This window comes from Leptospira alstonii serovar Sichuan str. 79601, from assembly GCF_000347175.1.
Lineage (GTDB): Bacteria > Spirochaetota > Leptospiria > Leptospirales > Leptospiraceae > Leptospira > Leptospira alstonii.
In genome coordinates, this window is sequence record NZ_ANIK01000052.1 from 36959 (window position 1) to 53330 (window position 16372).

A 16372-nucleotide genomic window follows, 5' to 3' on the forward strand; every position below is an offset into this window, starting at 1 on the left:
ATCAGGCTGAAACGCCTTCTCTCTTTAGATCGCGTTTCATAAGGTCTTTCACAACTTCTTTCGGATTCTTACCTTCGTAAAGCATTTTATAAACCTCGTTCGTAATCGCCATTTCAATTCCCAACTTCTGAGAAAGTTCATAAGCGCTTTGAGTCGTCTTCACTCCTTCCGCAACTTCGTTCATGCTCGATAAAATTTGTTCCAAGTTTTCTCCCTTTCCCAATCGAAAACCTACGGTTCGATTTCGAGATTGTTCTCCGCAACAAGTCAAAATCAAATCGCCCATTCCGGAAGGCCCGAGAAACGTCATCGGGTCCGCGCCCAACTTCAAACCGATCTTTGTGATTTCATTAAGTCCTCTCGTGATCAAAGCGGCTCTTGTGTTTTGTCCGAATCCTAAACCGTCGCTGACTCCCGCCGCCAACGCGATCACGTTCTTCAAAGAACCTCCCACTTCCACCCCGATCACATCCGGAGTCCAATAGGTTCTAAAGTACAAAAAACTGAATATCTCCTGAACCTTACGAGCGGTCTCTTCATTCTTAGAAGCGATGCTCACGATCGTAGGTACTTTTTGGATGATCTCTTTCGCAAAAGAAGGTCCGGATAAATACGAAAGATACGCGTGATATTTTTCGGGAAGTTCCGATTCGAAAATTTCGGAAACAAGACGAAGCGTTCCGTTTTCAATTCCTTTACTCGCGGAAACGATGGGAACTTTTTCCGGTAAATATTCCCGGATCTCTCTTAAAATTTCGGTCAACGCGTGAGAAGGCGGAGAAGATACGATCATATCCTTTCCCTGAACGACCGTTTTTAAATCCTTACTCGCCGTTAGTTTTTCAGGAAGAGTGAAACTGGGAAGATGTTTGTTATTGATGTGATCGCGGTTGATACTTTCAACCTGAGAATCGTTTCTACACCAGAGAGTAACGTCGTATCCCTTATCCGCCAGAAGACTTCCCAAAGCGGTTCCAAAACTTCCCGATCCGATCACTCCGATTTTCATGAAAGCTCCTCATTGACAGGTTCGTGTCGAAAAAAAATTCTTTCATGAATCGATTCCGAAATCATCATTCCCGACTTGGAATCAATAATTTAGTTTACTCTTCTTTACCCGCAAACTATTTTTGATCTCCCATGCTCGATTTGAGGAAACTCATAGGTTTCAATCCGTTCGATCTTTTTACGGGACATTCTTCCGAAAAGGAAAACCAAAAGAGCAATTATAAAATCACTCTCAAACTCCATTCTCTGAATAAAATTCTGAAGAAAAAAATCGCGGAATCGGACGACCCTCTCGAATCTCTTGAATTCGATTCCGGAAACGGTGTTCTCATTTTAACCGGGCATTTTTCGATCCAAGGTTTGTTCTGGTCCCGATTTTTAAAAACGGATTCGGTCGATTACGACGTTAGGCTAACACCCGTTAAAGTGGTACAAAATCAGGTTCGCTTTCAAATTCATTCCTTTCGTTTGTTCAGTCACACTCCTAAAAAGTTGGACCCCATCCGAATTTTTTCGAAAGTATTTCAATTTCATAGAAGATTGATTTTAGAAACCATCGTAGAGGAAATTCCGGAAATTCTTCGTCTAACGGGTATTCGAAACTTAATCACCGTGAACATGGATTATTTTCTTTCGGAGATTCCCGACCTCGCCGGAAAAATTACGATTCAAAAGGTGATTCCCGAAAAAGGAAACGTGTTCTTGTTCGTTAAATCCGGAACGATTCTAAAACCGCTTCTCGATTTTTTCGGTCCGGAATACATTCGAATCGAACCGATTTCCGAAAATCACGACTCCCTTCTCCTTTTGTGGAGAGACTAATCTTTAGAAAGGTTGGACATTCCGTATCCCGTTTCTAAATTGAGTTTACAGCTTCTCTTTTTTATTATGAGATTGTAGCGTAAAAAAGACGGGAAAATTCCGGATCGATTGAAATGAAAATCATCTATCTGACTGATATCCATGACGGTCTTAGAGGGCTGAAGGAAATTCTTCAGCAAACAACGGCCGATTTATATCTTTTCTCCGGAGATATCATTTACAAAGCGTTCTTCAGCACCGATCGTATTATAGAATTCTGTACCATTCAAGAGGAGATGTATCGAATCTCCAAAGATCAGAAAGAAGAAATCAACGCTTACGATTATGCGACAAGGGCGATCCGTTTTCCCGAAAAATACAGCCCGGATATAGTAGAAAAATCTAAAGAATACAGAACTCTCTTTCATCAAGCCGCAAAGACGATGAAGGAAAAGTACGAACTCATAGAAATCCTCATTCAAAAATATTCCCGCGCTCCCGTGAGAGTTTTACCCGGAAACTACGACATTGATCTTCAGTACAGCGCCTTGTATGAAAGGGACATTCACAGAAAAACTTTCGAACAAGACGGTTATAAGTTTGCGGGTTACGGAGGCGCCCCGATCCTCACTTCCGGAATTCCCGAAAAGTTGGCGGTTAAGTTTCACGAATATACGCGCAACGGTAAGAGTTACAGCGAGCCGGAGGATTTTTTCAAGGAAGAACAACCGGACATAGTCGTCATTCACAATCCGCCTTATGGATTTTTGGATAAGATTCCGAACTACGGAAACGTGGGATCTCAAGGAATTCGAAGATACTTGGACGATTACACTCCCGCGCTCGTGGTTTCGGGTCACGTTCATGAAGATCAGGGAATCATCAAAAAGGGAAAAACCGTATTCTTAAATCCTTCCAACTTCGGGGCCGTGGATTCGGTTTTCGGATTTCAACCCGGAGGATTTTTCTCGGAAATATTTTTAGAAAATGGACTTGTGGAAACCGTAAAATTGAATAGACTGGTGGACCACAAAATTCGCCTCTTAATGGATGTAGATTGTAAGAAGAACGTTCCTTCGGTTGCGTTTGTAAGCCAAGATTCGGAGGTGTCGGCGGAAGATTTTGTGAGAGTCTGACAATGACAATCTCAGGTTTCAAAAACAATCCCATCATCCAAAAGTTCACCGGGTTAAAAAGATATTTCCGGTCTCACGAAACCAACGTCTCTCGAGAAAGAATCGAAGACTTTAAAAAATTCTCCAAATTGATCAACTTCGGCGGAGACGTAGTCGCGTTCGATATTCTCGGTTCGCTTAACTTCGGTCAGGCGACAGCCGAATCGGACACAGATATTGTGATGTACACCCAATGCGAAAATTCAAAAATGGGCGAGTGCGGAATGGAGGATTGTTATAAGATTTCCTTATTCAAACATTTGTTTATGAATCTCGTTACTTACGAACACAACACCGATGCGTATAAACTCGAGATCGTGGATTGTATCAATCTCAATCAGTTGGAACAGGACATTCGAGACGAACAAACCGAATCGGAAATTTTAATTCGTTTCTGTTTCTATCGATCGATTTGCAGAGGTGTCAATCGTAAGCTCCTCCGAAAATTCGAACAACGGATCGCTTCCAATATTCCTTTGAGTAAATCTTTGGAAGAATCCATAGAAGTTTGTTTTGACGGAATCGTTCAGACTTCCCAACATACGTATTCGTTTCATAAATATTCTCACAGATTGCAGGACAAAGGAATCGGTCTTCCTTCCACGATGGCCGCAAAAATTAAGGACTATCTAAAACAATGACAGGATTTTTAACCGTGATGCTCTGCTTGGGAGTGGCCGCGGTTTTCTTTCATCTGCTTTACTCGGTTGATACGAGAAGGATCGACAAAGCCGAGAAAAAAAGAGACGCAGAGAACGGCGTTTCGAAAGAATACGGCGATCCTAAAAAAGTCTACGGTAAAAGCTGGGACCCAAATCTCCCCAAACCGAGGATCTGTCCCGTCTGCGGTAAATACATGCAAAAAACGGAATATTTATATGCCGTAATTGCGGAACCCCCTTCTCCGGGTATCAAAAGACACGCGAGAATTTACGGATGCAGATATTGTTATCTGGGTCTCGGCGAAGAAACTCTAACGGAAAATCAAAACGTAAATCCGCAAAACCCAAATCCGGAATGGGCTCCGACTGAAATCAAGGATGAAGAACTCGGTCTCTAAATCGGAAAACAAGGACGGAAAAAACGAACTTCTTTTACCGCTGACGGTCATCAAAGGAGTCGGGACTTCCAAAGCCGCAACCCTCTCGTCCATAGGCATTCACACTCTTCAAGACCTTTTGAATTTTTTTCCGAGAAGATACCTGGATCGAAATCTTACGGATAACGTCCTTTTGAAAACGGGCGAAACCGTAACCTTGATCGTAGAAGTCGTGGACGCTTATCTGGCCCATGGAAAAAAATCCAGGCTCGTAGTCGGCGCAAAAACCAGAAACAACGAAAGGATTTCGATCGTATTCTTTCGAGGGGTGAATTTCTTTCAGAGGATCTTTCAACCCGGCACCACGTTAGTCGCCACTGGCAAGCTCGAATACTTCCGGGGCTTTCAGCTCATTCATCCCGACTATGAAATTTTAACGAGCGCGATCAAACCGACTTATACGATAAATTCAGCGGGTTCCAAAAACAAAGATCGAGAGCAAGAACCCGAGGAAGAATTGGCGGAACTCCCCGAAATGATCCACTCGGGAAGAATCATTCCTTTGTATCCTTCGGGCGAAGCTCTAAAATCGGAAGGACTGGATTCCAGAGGATTTCGAAAAATTCTCTATTCGGCTCTGGAAAAATTGAAGGGTAGAATTCCCGAAATCCTTCCGAACGAAATCGTTAAACGAAGAGATCTGATTCCGAGGGAGAAATCGTATCGCGAAATTCACTTTCCGACGGATGAAAGTTCTTTGGATAACGCGAGATACAGACTTAAATACGAGGAATTGTTTTATTTCAATCTTTTGATCGAACACAAAAAGAAGGAAAGGGAAAAGATCAAACGCGTTCTCTGGCCTTTGCCGGATTCGGAAACCGCAAACGGAGTTCGAAAAAATCTTCCTTTTCAACTCACGGAAGATCAAAATTCAGCGCTCCAAAAAATCAAGGATCTCACAAAAAAAGAACAACCGATCGCGGTTCTTTTACAAGGGGACGTCGGTTCGGGAAAAACGTTAGTCGCTCTTTTGACGGCCTTACGTTATACGGACAATCAGATCCAAGTTTGTATGGTGGCTCCGACCGAAATTCTCGCAAGACAACACTATCAGACCATTCTTTCCTTTTTGGGAAATATGCCGTTTTTAGGGATCGAACTTCTCGTCGGCAAGGAACCCAAAAAGAACCGATACGAAAAACTCTACAGGATCAAAAAAGGGGACACGTTATTTGTCATTGGAACGCACAGCGTGTTTCAAGACGACGTGACTTTTTCGGAACTCGGACTTGTAATCATAGACGAACAACATAAGTTCGGAGTCGATCAAAGGGAAACCCTTCGTTCCAAGGGAAAGAACCCGGACATTCTCGCAATGACCGCAACTCCGATTCCGAGAACACTTTGTCTCACTCTTTACGGAGACTTGGATCTATTGACGATCAAGTCCAAACCCAAAGGTAGAATGCCGATTCAAACGAAATGGTTTCAGGAAGATCGAAGGGAGGGAGTTTATAAATCCATCCGCAAATATGTTTCTTCAGGAAGACAATGTTACATCGTTTATCCGTTGGTCGAAGAATCGGAAAAAGTGGATCTTAAATCCTGCATAGAAGCCTATGAACTTCTGAAACACGAAATTTTTCCCGACTTTGAAGTGGGGCTCGTTCACGGAAAAGTAGAGACGCCGGAGAAGGATCGAGTTATGAAAGAATTCTCCAAAAACAGAATTCAAATTCTCGTATCCACAACCGTAATCGAAGTAGGGATCGACGTTCCCAACGCGACCGTGATGGTCATCGAACACGCGGACCGTTTCGGAATTTCTCAGTTGCATCAGTTGAGAGGACGGGTCGGTCGCGGAGATCAGGAAAGTTTTTGTATCTTGATGACCGATTCCAAAGTCACGGAAGACGCAAAGGTAAGACTGGATGCGATGGTAAATCTTTCCGACGGGTTCGCGTTATCCGAAATCGATCTTCAACTCCGCGGGCCGGGAGAATTGATGGGAGTTCGTCAGAGTGGTCTTCCGGATTTCAGAATCGCGGACTTACGGGAAGATTCCAAGCTGATCGAACTTACCAGAGAAGACGCATCCTTGTTCGGAAATCCGGGAGATTTGGAAAAAGAGGAAATTAGAGGAAGATTTAGCGAAGGAAGATTGTTGTTTTCGAACTAGTCGTTGTCGTTCTAAACGAATGAACTTCCGTCAAGTTCGGAAGTTAGATGAATAGCGCTTAATAGTAGTTAGGCGATTTTGTGCTTACTATTTTTAGAAAAGAGAAAGATATTTTGTTATTACTGATTTCTATAAAATTGAGTACCGTTAATTTTATCGCAAACCACTGATTCCATGAAAAATGCTAGGGCTTTATTATATGGTTATGAGTAATGTACATTAAAATATTATGGGAGACAATAAAATGAATAAAGAATGGACCCAAAGTGATGAAAAGATTATTGAACATTTCAGAGAGCTTTTATTAGATACCTCATCCAGTTCGAATTTATTTCATAGGATTTTTTCTAAAATCGAAGGTATCGAATACGTGGATGAAAATATCAAAGTAAAGCTTATTAATAATGTTTCAATTGAACTTACCGGGCCCGCGAATAAAAAAGAAATAGAACAATGGCCTGAATCAGTTAAAAGAATATTCTCTGAACATGCAACTATGGGTATCTGGAAAGGAGAGAATGTATACGGCGGACAAATTGCTTTTGATAATCGAATTAACGTGAAAAATCTTGAGCAAACCAAATGGAAGGACGAAGATTATGATTTATACACTATACAATCACCCATAAGCGGTGGTGATGGAAGTTTTGTTTTTCATCCTGCAGTCAAAGATACAAATGGAGAGGTTCTTTGTCAGGTTATCGATGGTAAACTCAATGGACCTTTTGCGCTTGGGCCAGGTTCAATATTTTTATGGATGATAGCAGGTTATATGGAAATAGATCGAGATATATCATTGCCATTAATATCAAAAGATAAATTAATAAGTATTACTCCAAAATCAACAAAGTCAGGAGTGATAAAATTAATTATGGAAAAATCCGGTTTATCAAAAGAACGAATAGATGATTTAATTAAAAAACTCGAAAATCTTTATGATTTGGAGAAGAGTTTTAAAAAAGCTAATGATAAAAATCAATTTATAAATTTAGAATTAAAGTATATAGATGATATTGAAGCTTATAAGAATGCTTTACCCGAAAGCCGACAATTGGATTTTACGATGATTCACGGATATCCCATAAGTTGTTATAAAGATAAATTAGATGAATTGTTAAAAAGAAATAGAAAAATTTAGATCGGAACTTATCGATCGACAAATTATCTTATGATAGTTTTATCGATATATGAGTAGAGTTATCATATCTCCAAAATTTCAGATAGTAATCCCCAAAGAGATTCGTGAAAGGACAGGGATAAAAGTCGGAAACCATTTAGAAGTGATTTCTTATAGGAATTGAACTGATACCGATTGAGCCAATTAAGAAGCTTAAAGGTTTTCTTAGCGGTATAGACACAAAGATCATAAAATCCCGATGGCTGATAGCATTATCTTGGCAACAGCTCGTAAATATAAAGCGACATTATAGACTCAAGATGAAGATTTTATTGGTTTAGACGGTGCAAAGTATTTTCCGAAAAAATAATTCGGAATTATTTCTAATAGGGATCATACTGCAAATAACTTTGTTGTCCAGGTCGCTGTGGGGCTCAATTTGGTTTAACACATTCGCTTTGTCGCTCGGTCTACGGAACACGACTAAGGTCACTCAAGCCTTGTACCAATTCTTCCGCGTATTTAGGCACACTCCAGAACCGCGAATGTCGGAAAGTCTCTTCCGTTAAACGAAAGCTAAAAAATTATTAATCATATTATGAAATATCACTTACTTGGTTATTACCTGATTCAATTAAAAAAGTTAAACTACGGTTCATTAGTAGATAGGGAAATTTATACGTGCAGCACATGTTTAAATAGTAGTTTAATGGATAATTTCGCTCGTTCCTGGACTTGCAGTGAGGAAGATACGATTAATGCTTGTAAATCATTTGCGATTGATTTGCAAACCATTCAAGAAATTCAAAGTTGGACATATTTGAAAGATATCGAAGGGCAAACGCAATACATTGAAGCTTTTAGTTCCAAAGAAGCCGCAAGGGAATATAAGAATACCTTTTTCGCACATCTTAATAAAATACATTTACTTGGGGTGTATTTACCCGAATCAGAAGCGAAAAAACTAATTGAAGATTTTAATCCGAATAGTCCTCACTGCGGAGAAATTGGTATCAGAAAAATAATCAGGCGGGAAGAGGTTGAATCCGAACTCGGAAAAATAGTAGGATTTGATTTGATCGGTGTCGAAATGTCGGGAAACTTTCATTCGCTTCAATGTCACGACTTGGAAGGCGAATTCAAAAAGGAATTTAAAGTTGAATTCAACGATTTTGGATTGATTAAAAGTGAAGAACATTGGGAGAAACTTGTTGAATATGCAAATGATGAAAAGAACGGTTGTGAACCCGTTCCCTGGTATTTTGCAAAATTAAAGGAATTCGAATTGTGATAATTAGTCTTCGCATCCTCGCTTCGTTAAACGAAAGTTTGAACGGTTAAACCCTAATGATTAAATGGCTTAATTTTGTAACCCAACAAGTTACACTATGGTATTGATAGTTTTCATTTAGAGACAATAGCTCAAAGCAATATTTTGAGGATGTTAGAAATTCAACCGAACTACAAATAAATTGAGTTGGATTTTATGGGGATTATACCTCAATAAACTCAAAAATATGGATTTGCCTTCATTTTTAGAATTTGTCCTAAAACTCGTCGAGCGCCAATAGAAACGAGAAGCCGAGTTTCACAAAAATGTGGGAACTCCCGCGTTTTAAACGATCGATAAACTCGGATCTCTTCCGTGTCCGTTACGGATAAAATCGGAAAAATTTTAACCCTGACAACTTTTTCTAGGGCGCTACAATATTCGAAATTTCTAAAATGTTTACAAACCCGAACCGGAATTTATAAGAGAAAAATTTCCTTCTTTTACAATCCGCAAGCGACACGCAGGGCCTGGTCTGAGCGCCTCTCAATCGTTTCGTTCAAAACACGATGGATATATTCTGCGCGAAGACCGAGCGGATCCCCGCGAGCCCGGAGTCGGCGCGGTCCGCGAAAGCCCTTTCTCCGCCCGACTCTGATTTCAGTTTGTTATTTGCCGCTTTCGCGGATGCGGCCGCTTCCAATTCAGAACTCAGTTACATTTTTCTAATAGAGCAATTAGACTTTAACAAAGTACAATTTCCTTATTCTGTAAATCAACTTACCACTAATACACATTCCAGATAACGTATTCTCTCGGTTCCAGATTACAAGTAAAACCTCCGATATTGATCGTGACGATGTTGATGATCAAAGCCATATTCGCACAATCATCCACCTCCGCTTTTTTGTAATAACGACCCTCCTCCACTTTTGCAAGCTGGGGTGAAATCAGAGCAAGGATCGCGGTGTTATCGGGAGATGCGACCGCGCCGATCAAAGCACTGGTAAGAATTTGATCCTTCGCTTCTTTTCCCGAAACGGTATCCGGAACGGAAAACCCGGTCGTATCAAAAAGATAACAATTTGTAAGCAAAAGAAAAGGAATCAGAAAAGCGATAAAACGTTTTTTCATTGGAAATATCTCCCTCAAATTTTTTACTAAAATCTCTACACGCTTCTTGAAATCAAAAGTAATTTGCCGTCGTCCCGGAAGCGGATTCACCAAACATACCGTATTCTAGAATATTTCAATCCTTATTACGGCGCTTTAAAAAGAATCGGTTCGAACGGAACGCCGTAATTTTGAGAATGATTTTCGGCAAAAACCCATTGCAAGCGACTTGGAATTTTGCATCCTGACAAACAGGTATGAAAAGTTTGCGTTCGATATTTTTGATTTTCTTTTTTCAAAATGCGATTTTTTCTCAAACGGGAAACGTTTCCAACGAAGCCTACGTCCTAGGCGACTTCAAACGGGAAGCGATATTAACCGCTTATTCCAATCCGGGTGAAACCAGAGTTCATTATCTTAGAAAGGAAGTTTTAGAAAAACTTTCGGAACTTGTCCGAACCTATCAAAGGGAAAATCCGGAAGAAAAACAAAAGCCTTTCATCGTGTCGGCCTTCCGTTCCTTCAAGGATCAAAAGGGAATCTGGGAGGAAAAGTATTCCGGAAAAAGAAAGATGAGAGAACCCGTAAAAGGAAAAACCCCTCAGGAAATCATCTCTTTGATTTTGGAATTTTCAAGCGCGCCCGGAACTTCGAGACATCACTGGGGAACGGACGTGGATCTAAACGCATTAGAAAATTCTTATTTTGAAAAAGGCGGAAGAGGCGAAAAGTTCTACAATTGGATGTCGAAAAACGCAAAACGTTTCGGCTTCTGTCAACCCTATACCCCGAAAACTTTGAGAGGAAACAAAGGTTACAACGAGGAAAAATGGCATTGGTCTTACGCGCCGATCGCAAACAAACTACAAGACGACTGGGTTCGATTGTTTAAAGAGGGAAAAATTCAATTCAAAGGAAAATTCTCAGGGGGAGAATTTTTACAAAACCTCCCTTTGGAATACGCGACTTCCGTAAATCCGGAATGCGGATCGATTCGTTGATTTAAGCCGGATCTTGATATACGTCCCACATCGTTTTGAGAAGAGTTTTAGCCTCGCTGTATTCCGGAGTCCATTGCAACAAACGTTGGGCCGTCGCGGAAGAAGCCAAAAGTTTCGCGGGATCTCCCGCTCTTCTCCCCGAAATTTTATGAGGGATCGGCCTTCCTACCACTTCCTCCGCAAGACGGGTCACTTCCAAAACCGAATATCCCTTTTCGGAACCTAAGTTGACCGTAAGAGATTTTTTTTCGGAATCGAGATATTCCAGACTCAAAACGTGCGCCTTTGCCAAGTCGGTTACGTGGATGTAATCCCGAACACAACTTCCGTCCGAAGTTTCGTAATCGGTTCCGAACACTTCGAATTCGTTTCTCATACCCGCCGCAGTTTCCATGATGATCGGAAGAAGGTTCGCGGGAGTTTTTTCCAAACCCCGAACCCTTCCTTTGGGATCGTAACCTGCCGCATTAAAATAACGTAATGCAGCAAAATTGAATCCTTTGAGGGCCTCGTACCATTTCAAGTTTTGTTCGATCGCGAGTTTCGTATAACCGTAATAATTTTCAGGATGAACCGGATGTTTTTCGTCGATGGGAAGATATTCCGGAGAACCGTAGACCGCCGCCGAAGAGGAAAAAATAAACTTCTTCGTTCCCGCCTTTTCCATAAAGGCGAGAAGTTTGAGAGTTCCATTGATGTTATTCAGCGCGTATTTGGAAGGATTCGTCATCGATTCGCCCGCGGCTTTCCACGCGGCGAAATGAAAGACCGCGTCGATCGGTTTTGAAAAGGCCTTTTCCAATACGAAATCGTCTTGGATATTTCCTTGAATCAGTTCCGGTCCCGAAAAAAGATTCGCGTTGTTTCCTTTTTCGAGATTATCTACGATTAAAAGTTCGTGTTTTTTTTCAAGAAGGAGCGCGACTACGTGACTTCCGATATAACCGGCGCCTCCCGTAACTAACAATCTCACCTGTGATCCGTCACTCCCCGATCGCTATCTCTAAAGAATTTTATAATATACTTAACTGGATCGATCAGATTCCCGGAAGTTTCCAGTTCGTCCAACGCCTTTCTGGTGGGAATTCCGGAATGATAGATGACTTTATAAGCGTGTTTGATCGCGTTTCTTACATCCGGAGAAAAACCGGCCCGTTTCATACCGACGCTGTTCAGTCCCACAACCGTACTCGGATTCCCGTCGACCGTGGAATAAGGAGGAACGTCCTGAACGACCTTTGCAAGTCCCGCGACCATTGCGTAGTCTCCTACAAAACAAAACTGATGAACCGCCACCAAACCGGAAATAAACACAAAACTGCCCAAAGTTACGTGACCGGCCAACACACAACCGTGCGTAAGAATATTATTATTTCCTAGAATACTATCGTGACCGAGGTGTGTACTTCCCATAAAATAGTTATGATTGCCGATTACGGTCGGAGAATCCTCTTTGGTTCCCTTATGAATATTTGAATATTCCCGAAAAATATTATGATCGCCGATAACGGTTTTAGTTAAAAGTTGTTGATTAAATCCCAGATCCTGAGGCATCGCTCCGATCACGGCACCGTGATGAAAACGATTGAATTTTCCGATTTCGGAACCCGCAGAAATCTTTACGTGACTCTCAATTACGGTGCCTTCTTGAATGGAAACGTGTCCTTCGATAATGGAATAAGGACCGACCTCGACGGATTCGTGCAACTCCGCTTTCGGGTCGATAACGGCAGTCGGATGTATTTTCATTTATACCTCGCTTGGGTTCTAAAATACAAAAATCGACTCGGCTTTTTTATTCAAGCTTTTAAAGATGTCTTGAACAAGTGTAATGTTTACTGAAAAGTAGCCTTTCTTAGCGTGTATAAAAGGAAAAACTTAGAACGAGGTCGCAAACATGCTTGTGGACTGGAACAGACTGGATTCTCTGAAACAAGGGGACGATGAGGAAGAAGCCGCGTGGCTCAAAGAAATGGTCGAATCACTTCTCGCAAACATGGAAGTTCGAGTAAAAAACATCGTTCGGTTTTCGGAAGAAACAAAAGACACGGAACTCCAGGCGGAACTTCATCAAACGAAAGGTGTTTCCGCTAACTTCGGATTGGAAGATTTAAGAGCCTTAGTCGCGGAAGCGGAACATTTTCTCAAAACCGGAGATCGGAATCAGTCCTATACGCTGAGTTTAAAAACGTCGACACTTTGGGAACAAACTAGAGACGAGCTCAAGAAAAAGTTCGAGATTCAATAGATTCTTTTCCGGTCATTAGAAGCTTATTGAAATGACGTTTTATCTTACGTTATCGCTTCGCCGCGCTCCATATTCCTTTTCAAATACGATAGACAAAAAATCTTGGAATTAAAAGGGAAATCAATGATCTTTGATCGTATAAAATTCAATATCGTTGTCTTTTGTATTCTATTTTCTGCACACAACTGTTCGTCATTTGAATGCTCCCTCTGGGACCAATCGTGTAGCGTGCAAGCAGTGTTGTTCGGCATCATTTTGCCGAAGAATAATAACAATACCAATAACGATAACAATAATCCCAATAGCAACGTTCCGAATAATAATTCGGGAACAAAGCAGTGGACCAGGCTCTTAGGTGCAGCCGGTGCAACAACGTTAAGTCCGTCAATTACATCCGACTCTCTTGGAAACGTATATACAATAGGACATACGGACGGAAATTTGGACGGCCAAATCCTTACGGGAACGAATGATCTATTTGTGGTCAAATATAATAACGCCGGAACAAAACAATGGACGAGGCTCTTAGGCGTTGCCGGTGCATTAACGTATGGTAGGGGAAGTGTAACCGACGGTCTTGGAAACATATATATAACGGGAGAGACTTACGGAAATTTGGACGGTCAAATTCGTACGGGACTTGACGATCTATATGTGGTCAAATATGATAACGCCGGAACAAAACAATGGACGAGACTCTTAGGCGTTGCCGGTGCAACCACACGGTCTTTCGGAATTACATCCGACTCTCTTGGAAACATGTATTTAGCGGGATTTACGAACGGAAATTTGGACGGCCAAATCCTTACGGGAACGAATGATCTATTTGTGGTCAAATATGATAACGCCGGAACAAAACAATGGACGAGACTCTTAGGTGTGGCGGCCGCAAACACACAGGCTTACGGGATTACGTCCGACAGTCTTGGAAACATATATATAACGGGATTTACGGACGGAAATTTGGACGGTCAAATCCGTACGGGAAATGTGGATCTATTTGTAGTCAAATATAATAACGCGGGTACAAAACAGTGGACGAGGCTTTTAGGCACGGCCGGTACGGCAGCGCAGGCATATGGAATCGTATCCGACGCTCTTGGAAACGTATTTTCAACGGGATCTACGAACGGAAATTTAGACGGACAAATCATTACGGGAAATACGGATTTATTTGTGGTCAAGTACAATAACGCCGGAACAAGACAATGGACGAGACTCTTGGGCGCGGCCGGTGCGACAACACAGGCTTGGGGAATTGCATCCGACAGCCTTGGAAACGTCTATCCGGGGGGATCTGCGGATGGAAATCTGGACGGCCAAGTCCTAACAGGAAATACGGATCTGTTGGTGGTCAAATATGATAACGCCGGAACAAAACAATGGACGAGACTCTTAGGCGTTGCCGGCGCTACAACAGGCGCGGCCGCAATTACATCCGACAACCTCGGAAACGTCTATCCAACGGGAAATACGGACGGAAATTTGGACGGTCAAATCTTAACGGGAAATACGGATCTGCTGGTCGTTCAATACCGATAAACAGAAAATACGGATATTCTAATATTATAATTTTTAAATTCAAATCCGTATACTTTTTAATACAAATCAGTCGATAGAGATAATCTCTTCTTTATGTAGCATAGACGGGGTTAAGAATCTATCATATTGAAGATCGTAAATCACATTTATACTTTTTACGTTCGGATTAAAATTTTCGATCACAAACTTGCTATCTTCCTGTGTAATTTTCACGTTTTCACCACGTTTAATCATTGGAACGATTTGTTGTCCTTCCTCGTCCTCATATTCAATTCTAAGTTCACTAAAACTATTTGAGGTGTAATCGTGATCATATTCGAAAACGAGTGTATTCCCACGTCGAAAACCGTGAAAATACGCTTTTGGAGTTTGTAGGTTGAAAATCACCATATGACCCACAATGCCCGCCAAAAAATCCAAAGAATCGTACGAATCATCGTTAAAAACATAGATTTTTTTCCGACCTTGTAAGAACTCTAACAAAATCCAATGACACCGAAAAAACCCGCGTGAGCGGGTCGAAAGGCGCGAAGCGTCCTCGAAGAGGACGAGCGGGAATCCGCGAGCCTGGAGACACGCGACTCGAAGCCCAGGCTAAAAAGAATATTCTATTTTCTGAATATTCTGGCGAGAGGCACGCCAAAAATAAAAATCCACGTTAAACGAAAGAAAGTTCAAGGAAAACCGGTTTGTTCGTTACCCGATTTTTTTTCCGCAACTAGTTCACTTTCCCGATTTCCGTTTTAGGAAATAAGAATCCGCGTCATCCGTAATCGGACGAATTACCTCTTCGTATTTCAAAATCGACTGGACCGCTTTTTCGTAAATGCTCATGAGAAGGGCTTGCGCGGCGTCGCACATCTGTTCCTTTCTAAATTCTTCCACGTGGAGAGTTTCCGTGATCGATCCGTCCGGATTGAACGGAAGAGAAGCAAGGAGATTGGAAATCACGATCTTATCGTCTCCCGCAACGTGAGAAGGATCGTAGATCACGGGAAGAATCGTCTGATTTTTTACGTGAGTGATTACGTTTAAGTCCGGAGTATTTCTACAATAACCTTCCTTGATAAAAAGAGTTTTGACCCCTCTTTCACAAAGTATAATATTCAAATTTCCTTGATTAGCGATGTATTCCGCTGCGGAAAACCACTCCACGGCTTCGTTTCCGAATCCGCGTTTCAAAATCACGGGCTTTCCGGTTCTTCCCACCGCTTCCAGAAGTTCAAAGTCCTGCGCGTTTCTCGTTCCGATCTGAATCATGTCGGCGTGTTTGGCGACTTCCTCGGCCATCGTATGATCCATCACTTCGGTCACGTAAGGAAGTCCGGTTTCCGCTTTGACCTTGTCCATCATCGCAATCCCTTCCCAACCTAAACCTCTCCAGTCGGTAGGACGAGTGCGAGGTTTGAACGCCCCGCCTCGAAAGATAATTCGATCTAAAATATTGTATTTTTTTCCGAGTTCAACCGCTTGTTTCGCGATCGTCAACGTTTGTTCGTATGTTTGGGGAGAGTCCGGTCCCACGATGAAGATATGTTTCCCCGTTCCGAATTTACGAACCAGTCCGTCGGGACCTTTGACTTCTACGATTCTTGTTTCTCTGTGAACCACTTCTCCGTTTTTACCGGCTGCGGTTTTTGCGATATTTTTATAAGGAATGGACACGTTCCAGATTTTAGCAACTCCGGGAAGTTCTTTGACATAGCCTTCTTTTTCGGAAATTTTGCGGGTATCTCCGATAAAATGAATCGTATCGGATACGGCGGCGCCGCGAATGATTTCGGTTTGATTTCCACATTCTTTTGCCAGTTCTTTAATTTTGCTCTCCGTTTCCGGATGGCCTTTTTCTAACTCAACTATGTCCACACTTCACTCC

At 41.9% G+C, this 16372-nt stretch carries 17 protein-coding genes and 2 pseudogenes; 12 read left to right on the top strand and 7 right to left on the bottom strand.

Annotated features, from left to right (window positions below):
* Window position 1: 1 nt before the first annotated feature.
* A complete protein-coding gene (locus LEP1GSC194_RS11210) occupies window positions 2-1009 on the bottom strand; it encodes an NAD(P)H-dependent glycerol-3-phosphate dehydrogenase (protein ID WP_017810164.1) in 1008 nt (335 codons plus the stop codon).
* Between the two features lie 131 nt (window positions 1010-1140).
* Between LEP1GSC194_RS11210 and LEP1GSC194_RS11215 the strand changes: the two genes are divergently transcribed.
* The 9 genes and pseudogenes from LEP1GSC194_RS11215 (at window position 1141) to LEP1GSC194_RS11245 (ending at window position 8613) form a co-directional block, all read left to right on the top strand.
* A complete protein-coding gene (locus tag LEP1GSC194_RS11215; RefSeq protein WP_020773696.1) occupies window positions 1141-1830 on the top strand; it encodes a hypothetical protein in 690 nt (229 codons plus the stop codon).
* A 113-nt stretch (window positions 1831-1943) separates the two neighbouring features.
* Window positions 1944-2945 (top strand): metallophosphoesterase family protein, encoded by a 1002-nt coding sequence (locus LEP1GSC194_RS11220; RefSeq protein WP_017810165.1) that lies wholly within the window; start codon window positions 1944-1946, stop codon window positions 2943-2945.
* Between the two features lie 2 nt (window positions 2946-2947).
* Window positions 2948-3625, top strand: coding sequence for a hypothetical protein (locus LEP1GSC194_RS11225; RefSeq protein ID WP_017810166.1), 678 nt, complete (start codon window positions 2948-2950; stop codon window positions 3623-3625).
* Window positions 3622-4044 carry a hypothetical protein gene (locus LEP1GSC194_RS11230; RefSeq protein ID WP_017810167.1) on the top strand — a complete coding sequence of 141 codons (423 nt, stop codon included), beginning with the start codon at window positions 3622-3624 and terminating at the stop codon, window positions 4042-4044. Before LEP1GSC194_RS11225 ends, LEP1GSC194_RS11230 begins: the two co-directional genes overlap by 4 nt.
* Window positions 4025-6205 carry an ATP-dependent DNA helicase RecG gene (recG, locus tag LEP1GSC194_RS11235; RefSeq protein ID WP_020773687.1) on the top strand — a complete coding sequence of 727 codons (2181 nt, stop codon included), beginning with the start codon at window positions 4025-4027 and terminating at the stop codon, window positions 6203-6205. The genes LEP1GSC194_RS11230 and recG overlap by 20 nt, the downstream gene beginning before the upstream one ends.
* A 244-nt stretch (window positions 6206-6449) precedes the next feature.
* On the top strand, window positions 6450-7343 hold the full coding sequence (locus tag LEP1GSC194_RS11240) for a hypothetical protein (RefSeq protein WP_020773680.1): 894 nt from the start codon (window positions 6450-6452) through the stop codon (window positions 7341-7343).
* A 49-nt stretch (window positions 7344-7392) separates the two neighbouring features.
* A pseudogene (locus LEP1GSC194_RS23435) lies at window positions 7393-7582 on the top strand (AbrB/MazE/SpoVT family DNA-binding domain-containing protein); the annotation flags it as partial.
* Window positions 7564-7635 (top strand): annotated as a pseudogene (locus LEP1GSC194_RS23055) (VapC toxin family PIN domain ribonuclease); the annotation flags it as partial. The pseudogenes LEP1GSC194_RS23435 and LEP1GSC194_RS23055, both read left to right, overlap by 19 nt.
* A gap of 285 nt (window positions 7636-7920) precedes the next feature.
* Entirely contained in the window at window positions 7921-8613 is a 693-nt protein-coding gene (locus LEP1GSC194_RS11245; protein ID WP_036042473.1) for a hypothetical protein, read from the top strand.
* 538 nt (window positions 8614-9151) lie between these two features.
* Here LEP1GSC194_RS11245 and LEP1GSC194_RS22285 read toward each other — a convergent pair.
* Both LEP1GSC194_RS22285 and LEP1GSC194_RS11250 read right to left on the bottom strand, forming a co-directional pair.
* On the bottom strand, window positions 9152-9295 hold the full coding sequence (locus tag LEP1GSC194_RS22285) for a hypothetical protein (protein ID WP_017808828.1): 144 nt from the start codon (window positions 9293-9295) through the stop codon (window positions 9152-9154).
* 83 nt (window positions 9296-9378) lie between these two features.
* Complete coding sequence (locus LEP1GSC194_RS11250; RefSeq protein WP_020773751.1) at window positions 9379-9726, bottom strand: TIGR04452 family lipoprotein; 348 nt, start codon at window positions 9724-9726, stop codon at window positions 9379-9381.
* A gap of 236 nt (window positions 9727-9962) precedes the next feature.
* On the opposite strand from LEP1GSC194_RS11250, the gene LEP1GSC194_RS11255 reads away from it, so the two are divergent.
* Complete coding sequence (locus LEP1GSC194_RS11255; RefSeq protein ID WP_020773719.1) at window positions 9963-10706, top strand: M15 family metallopeptidase; 744 nt, start codon at window positions 9963-9965, stop codon at window positions 10704-10706.
* Window position 10707: 1 nt separating this feature from the next.
* Here LEP1GSC194_RS11255 and galE read toward each other — a convergent pair whose 3' ends face one another.
* Both galE and lpxA read right to left on the bottom strand, forming a co-directional pair.
* The gene (gene galE, locus LEP1GSC194_RS11260) at window positions 10708-11679 is read right to left on the bottom strand and encodes a UDP-glucose 4-epimerase GalE (protein ID WP_017808832.1); all 972 of its coding nucleotides are present in this window, start codon (window positions 11677-11679) and stop codon (window positions 10708-10710) included.
* A complete protein-coding gene (lpxA, locus tag LEP1GSC194_RS11265; RefSeq protein ID WP_020773723.1) occupies window positions 11676-12455 on the bottom strand; it encodes an acyl-ACP--UDP-N-acetylglucosamine O-acyltransferase in 780 nt (259 codons plus the stop codon). The genes galE and lpxA overlap by 4 nt, the downstream gene beginning before the upstream one ends.
* A 148-nt stretch (window positions 12456-12603) precedes the next feature.
* Here lpxA and LEP1GSC194_RS11270 point away from each other — a divergent pair, with 148 nt between their 5' ends.
* Window positions 12604-12954, top strand: a complete 351-nt coding sequence (locus tag LEP1GSC194_RS11270) for an Hpt domain-containing protein (RefSeq protein ID WP_020773754.1) — start codon at window positions 12604-12606, stop codon at window positions 12952-12954.
* 228 nt (window positions 12955-13182) lie between these two features.
* Complete coding sequence (locus tag LEP1GSC194_RS11275; RefSeq protein WP_232424462.1) at window positions 13183-14496, top strand: SBBP repeat-containing protein; 1314 nt, start codon at window positions 13183-13185, stop codon at window positions 14494-14496.
* Between the two features lie 66 nt (window positions 14497-14562).
* Here LEP1GSC194_RS11275 and LEP1GSC194_RS22650 read toward each other — a convergent pair whose 3' ends face one another.
* Together LEP1GSC194_RS22650 and LEP1GSC194_RS11285 are read right to left on the bottom strand one after the other, a co-directional pair.
* A complete protein-coding gene (locus LEP1GSC194_RS22650; RefSeq protein ID WP_162265797.1) occupies window positions 14563-14979 on the bottom strand; it encodes a hypothetical protein in 417 nt (138 codons plus the stop codon).
* Window positions 14980-15219: 240 nt separating this feature from the next.
* The gene (locus LEP1GSC194_RS11285; RefSeq protein WP_020773727.1) at window positions 15220-16362 is read right to left on the bottom strand and encodes an N-acetylneuraminate synthase family protein; all 1143 of its coding nucleotides are present in this window, start codon (window positions 16360-16362) and stop codon (window positions 15220-15222) included.
* Between the last annotated feature and the right edge of the window lie 10 nt (window positions 16363-16372).

Excerpts from the sequence above, each read along its gene's own strand:
- LEP1GSC194_RS11210 (WP_017810164.1), bottom strand. The coding sequence starts at position 1,009 with ATGAAAATCGGAGTGATCGGATCGGGAAGTTTTGGAACCGCTTTGGGA.
- LEP1GSC194_RS11215 (WP_020773696.1), top strand. The coding sequence starts at position 1,141 with ATGCTCGATTTGAGGAAACTCATAGGTTTCAATCCGTTCGATCTTTTT.
- LEP1GSC194_RS11220 (WP_017810165.1), top strand. The coding sequence starts at position 1,944 with ATGAAAATCATCTATCTGACTGATATCCATGACGGTCTTAGAGGGCTG.
- LEP1GSC194_RS11225 (WP_017810166.1), top strand. The coding sequence starts at position 2,948 with ATGACAATCTCAGGTTTCAAAAACAATCCCATCATCCAAAAGTTCACC.
- LEP1GSC194_RS11230 (WP_017810167.1), top strand. The coding sequence starts at position 3,622 with ATGACAGGATTTTTAACCGTGATGCTCTGCTTGGGAGTGGCCGCGGTT.
- recG (WP_020773687.1), top strand. The coding sequence starts at position 4,025 with ATGAAGAACTCGGTCTCTAAATCGGAAAACAAGGACGGAAAAAACGAA.
- LEP1GSC194_RS11240 (WP_020773680.1), top strand. The coding sequence starts at position 6,450 with ATGAATAAAGAATGGACCCAAAGTGATGAAAAGATTATTGAACATTTC.
- LEP1GSC194_RS11245 (WP_036042473.1), top strand. The coding sequence starts at position 7,921 with ATGAAATATCACTTACTTGGTTATTACCTGATTCAATTAAAAAAGTTA.
- LEP1GSC194_RS11250 (WP_020773751.1), bottom strand. The coding sequence starts at position 9,726 with ATGAAAAAACGTTTTATCGCTTTTCTGATTCCTTTTCTTTTGCTTACA.
- LEP1GSC194_RS11255 (WP_020773719.1), top strand. The coding sequence starts at position 9,963 with ATGAAAAGTTTGCGTTCGATATTTTTGATTTTCTTTTTTCAAAATGCG.
- lpxA (WP_020773723.1), bottom strand. The coding sequence starts at position 12,455 with ATGAAAATACATCCGACTGCCGTTATCGACCCGAAAGCGGAGTTGCAC.
- LEP1GSC194_RS11270 (WP_020773754.1), top strand. The coding sequence starts at position 12,604 with ATGCTTGTGGACTGGAACAGACTGGATTCTCTGAAACAAGGGGACGAT.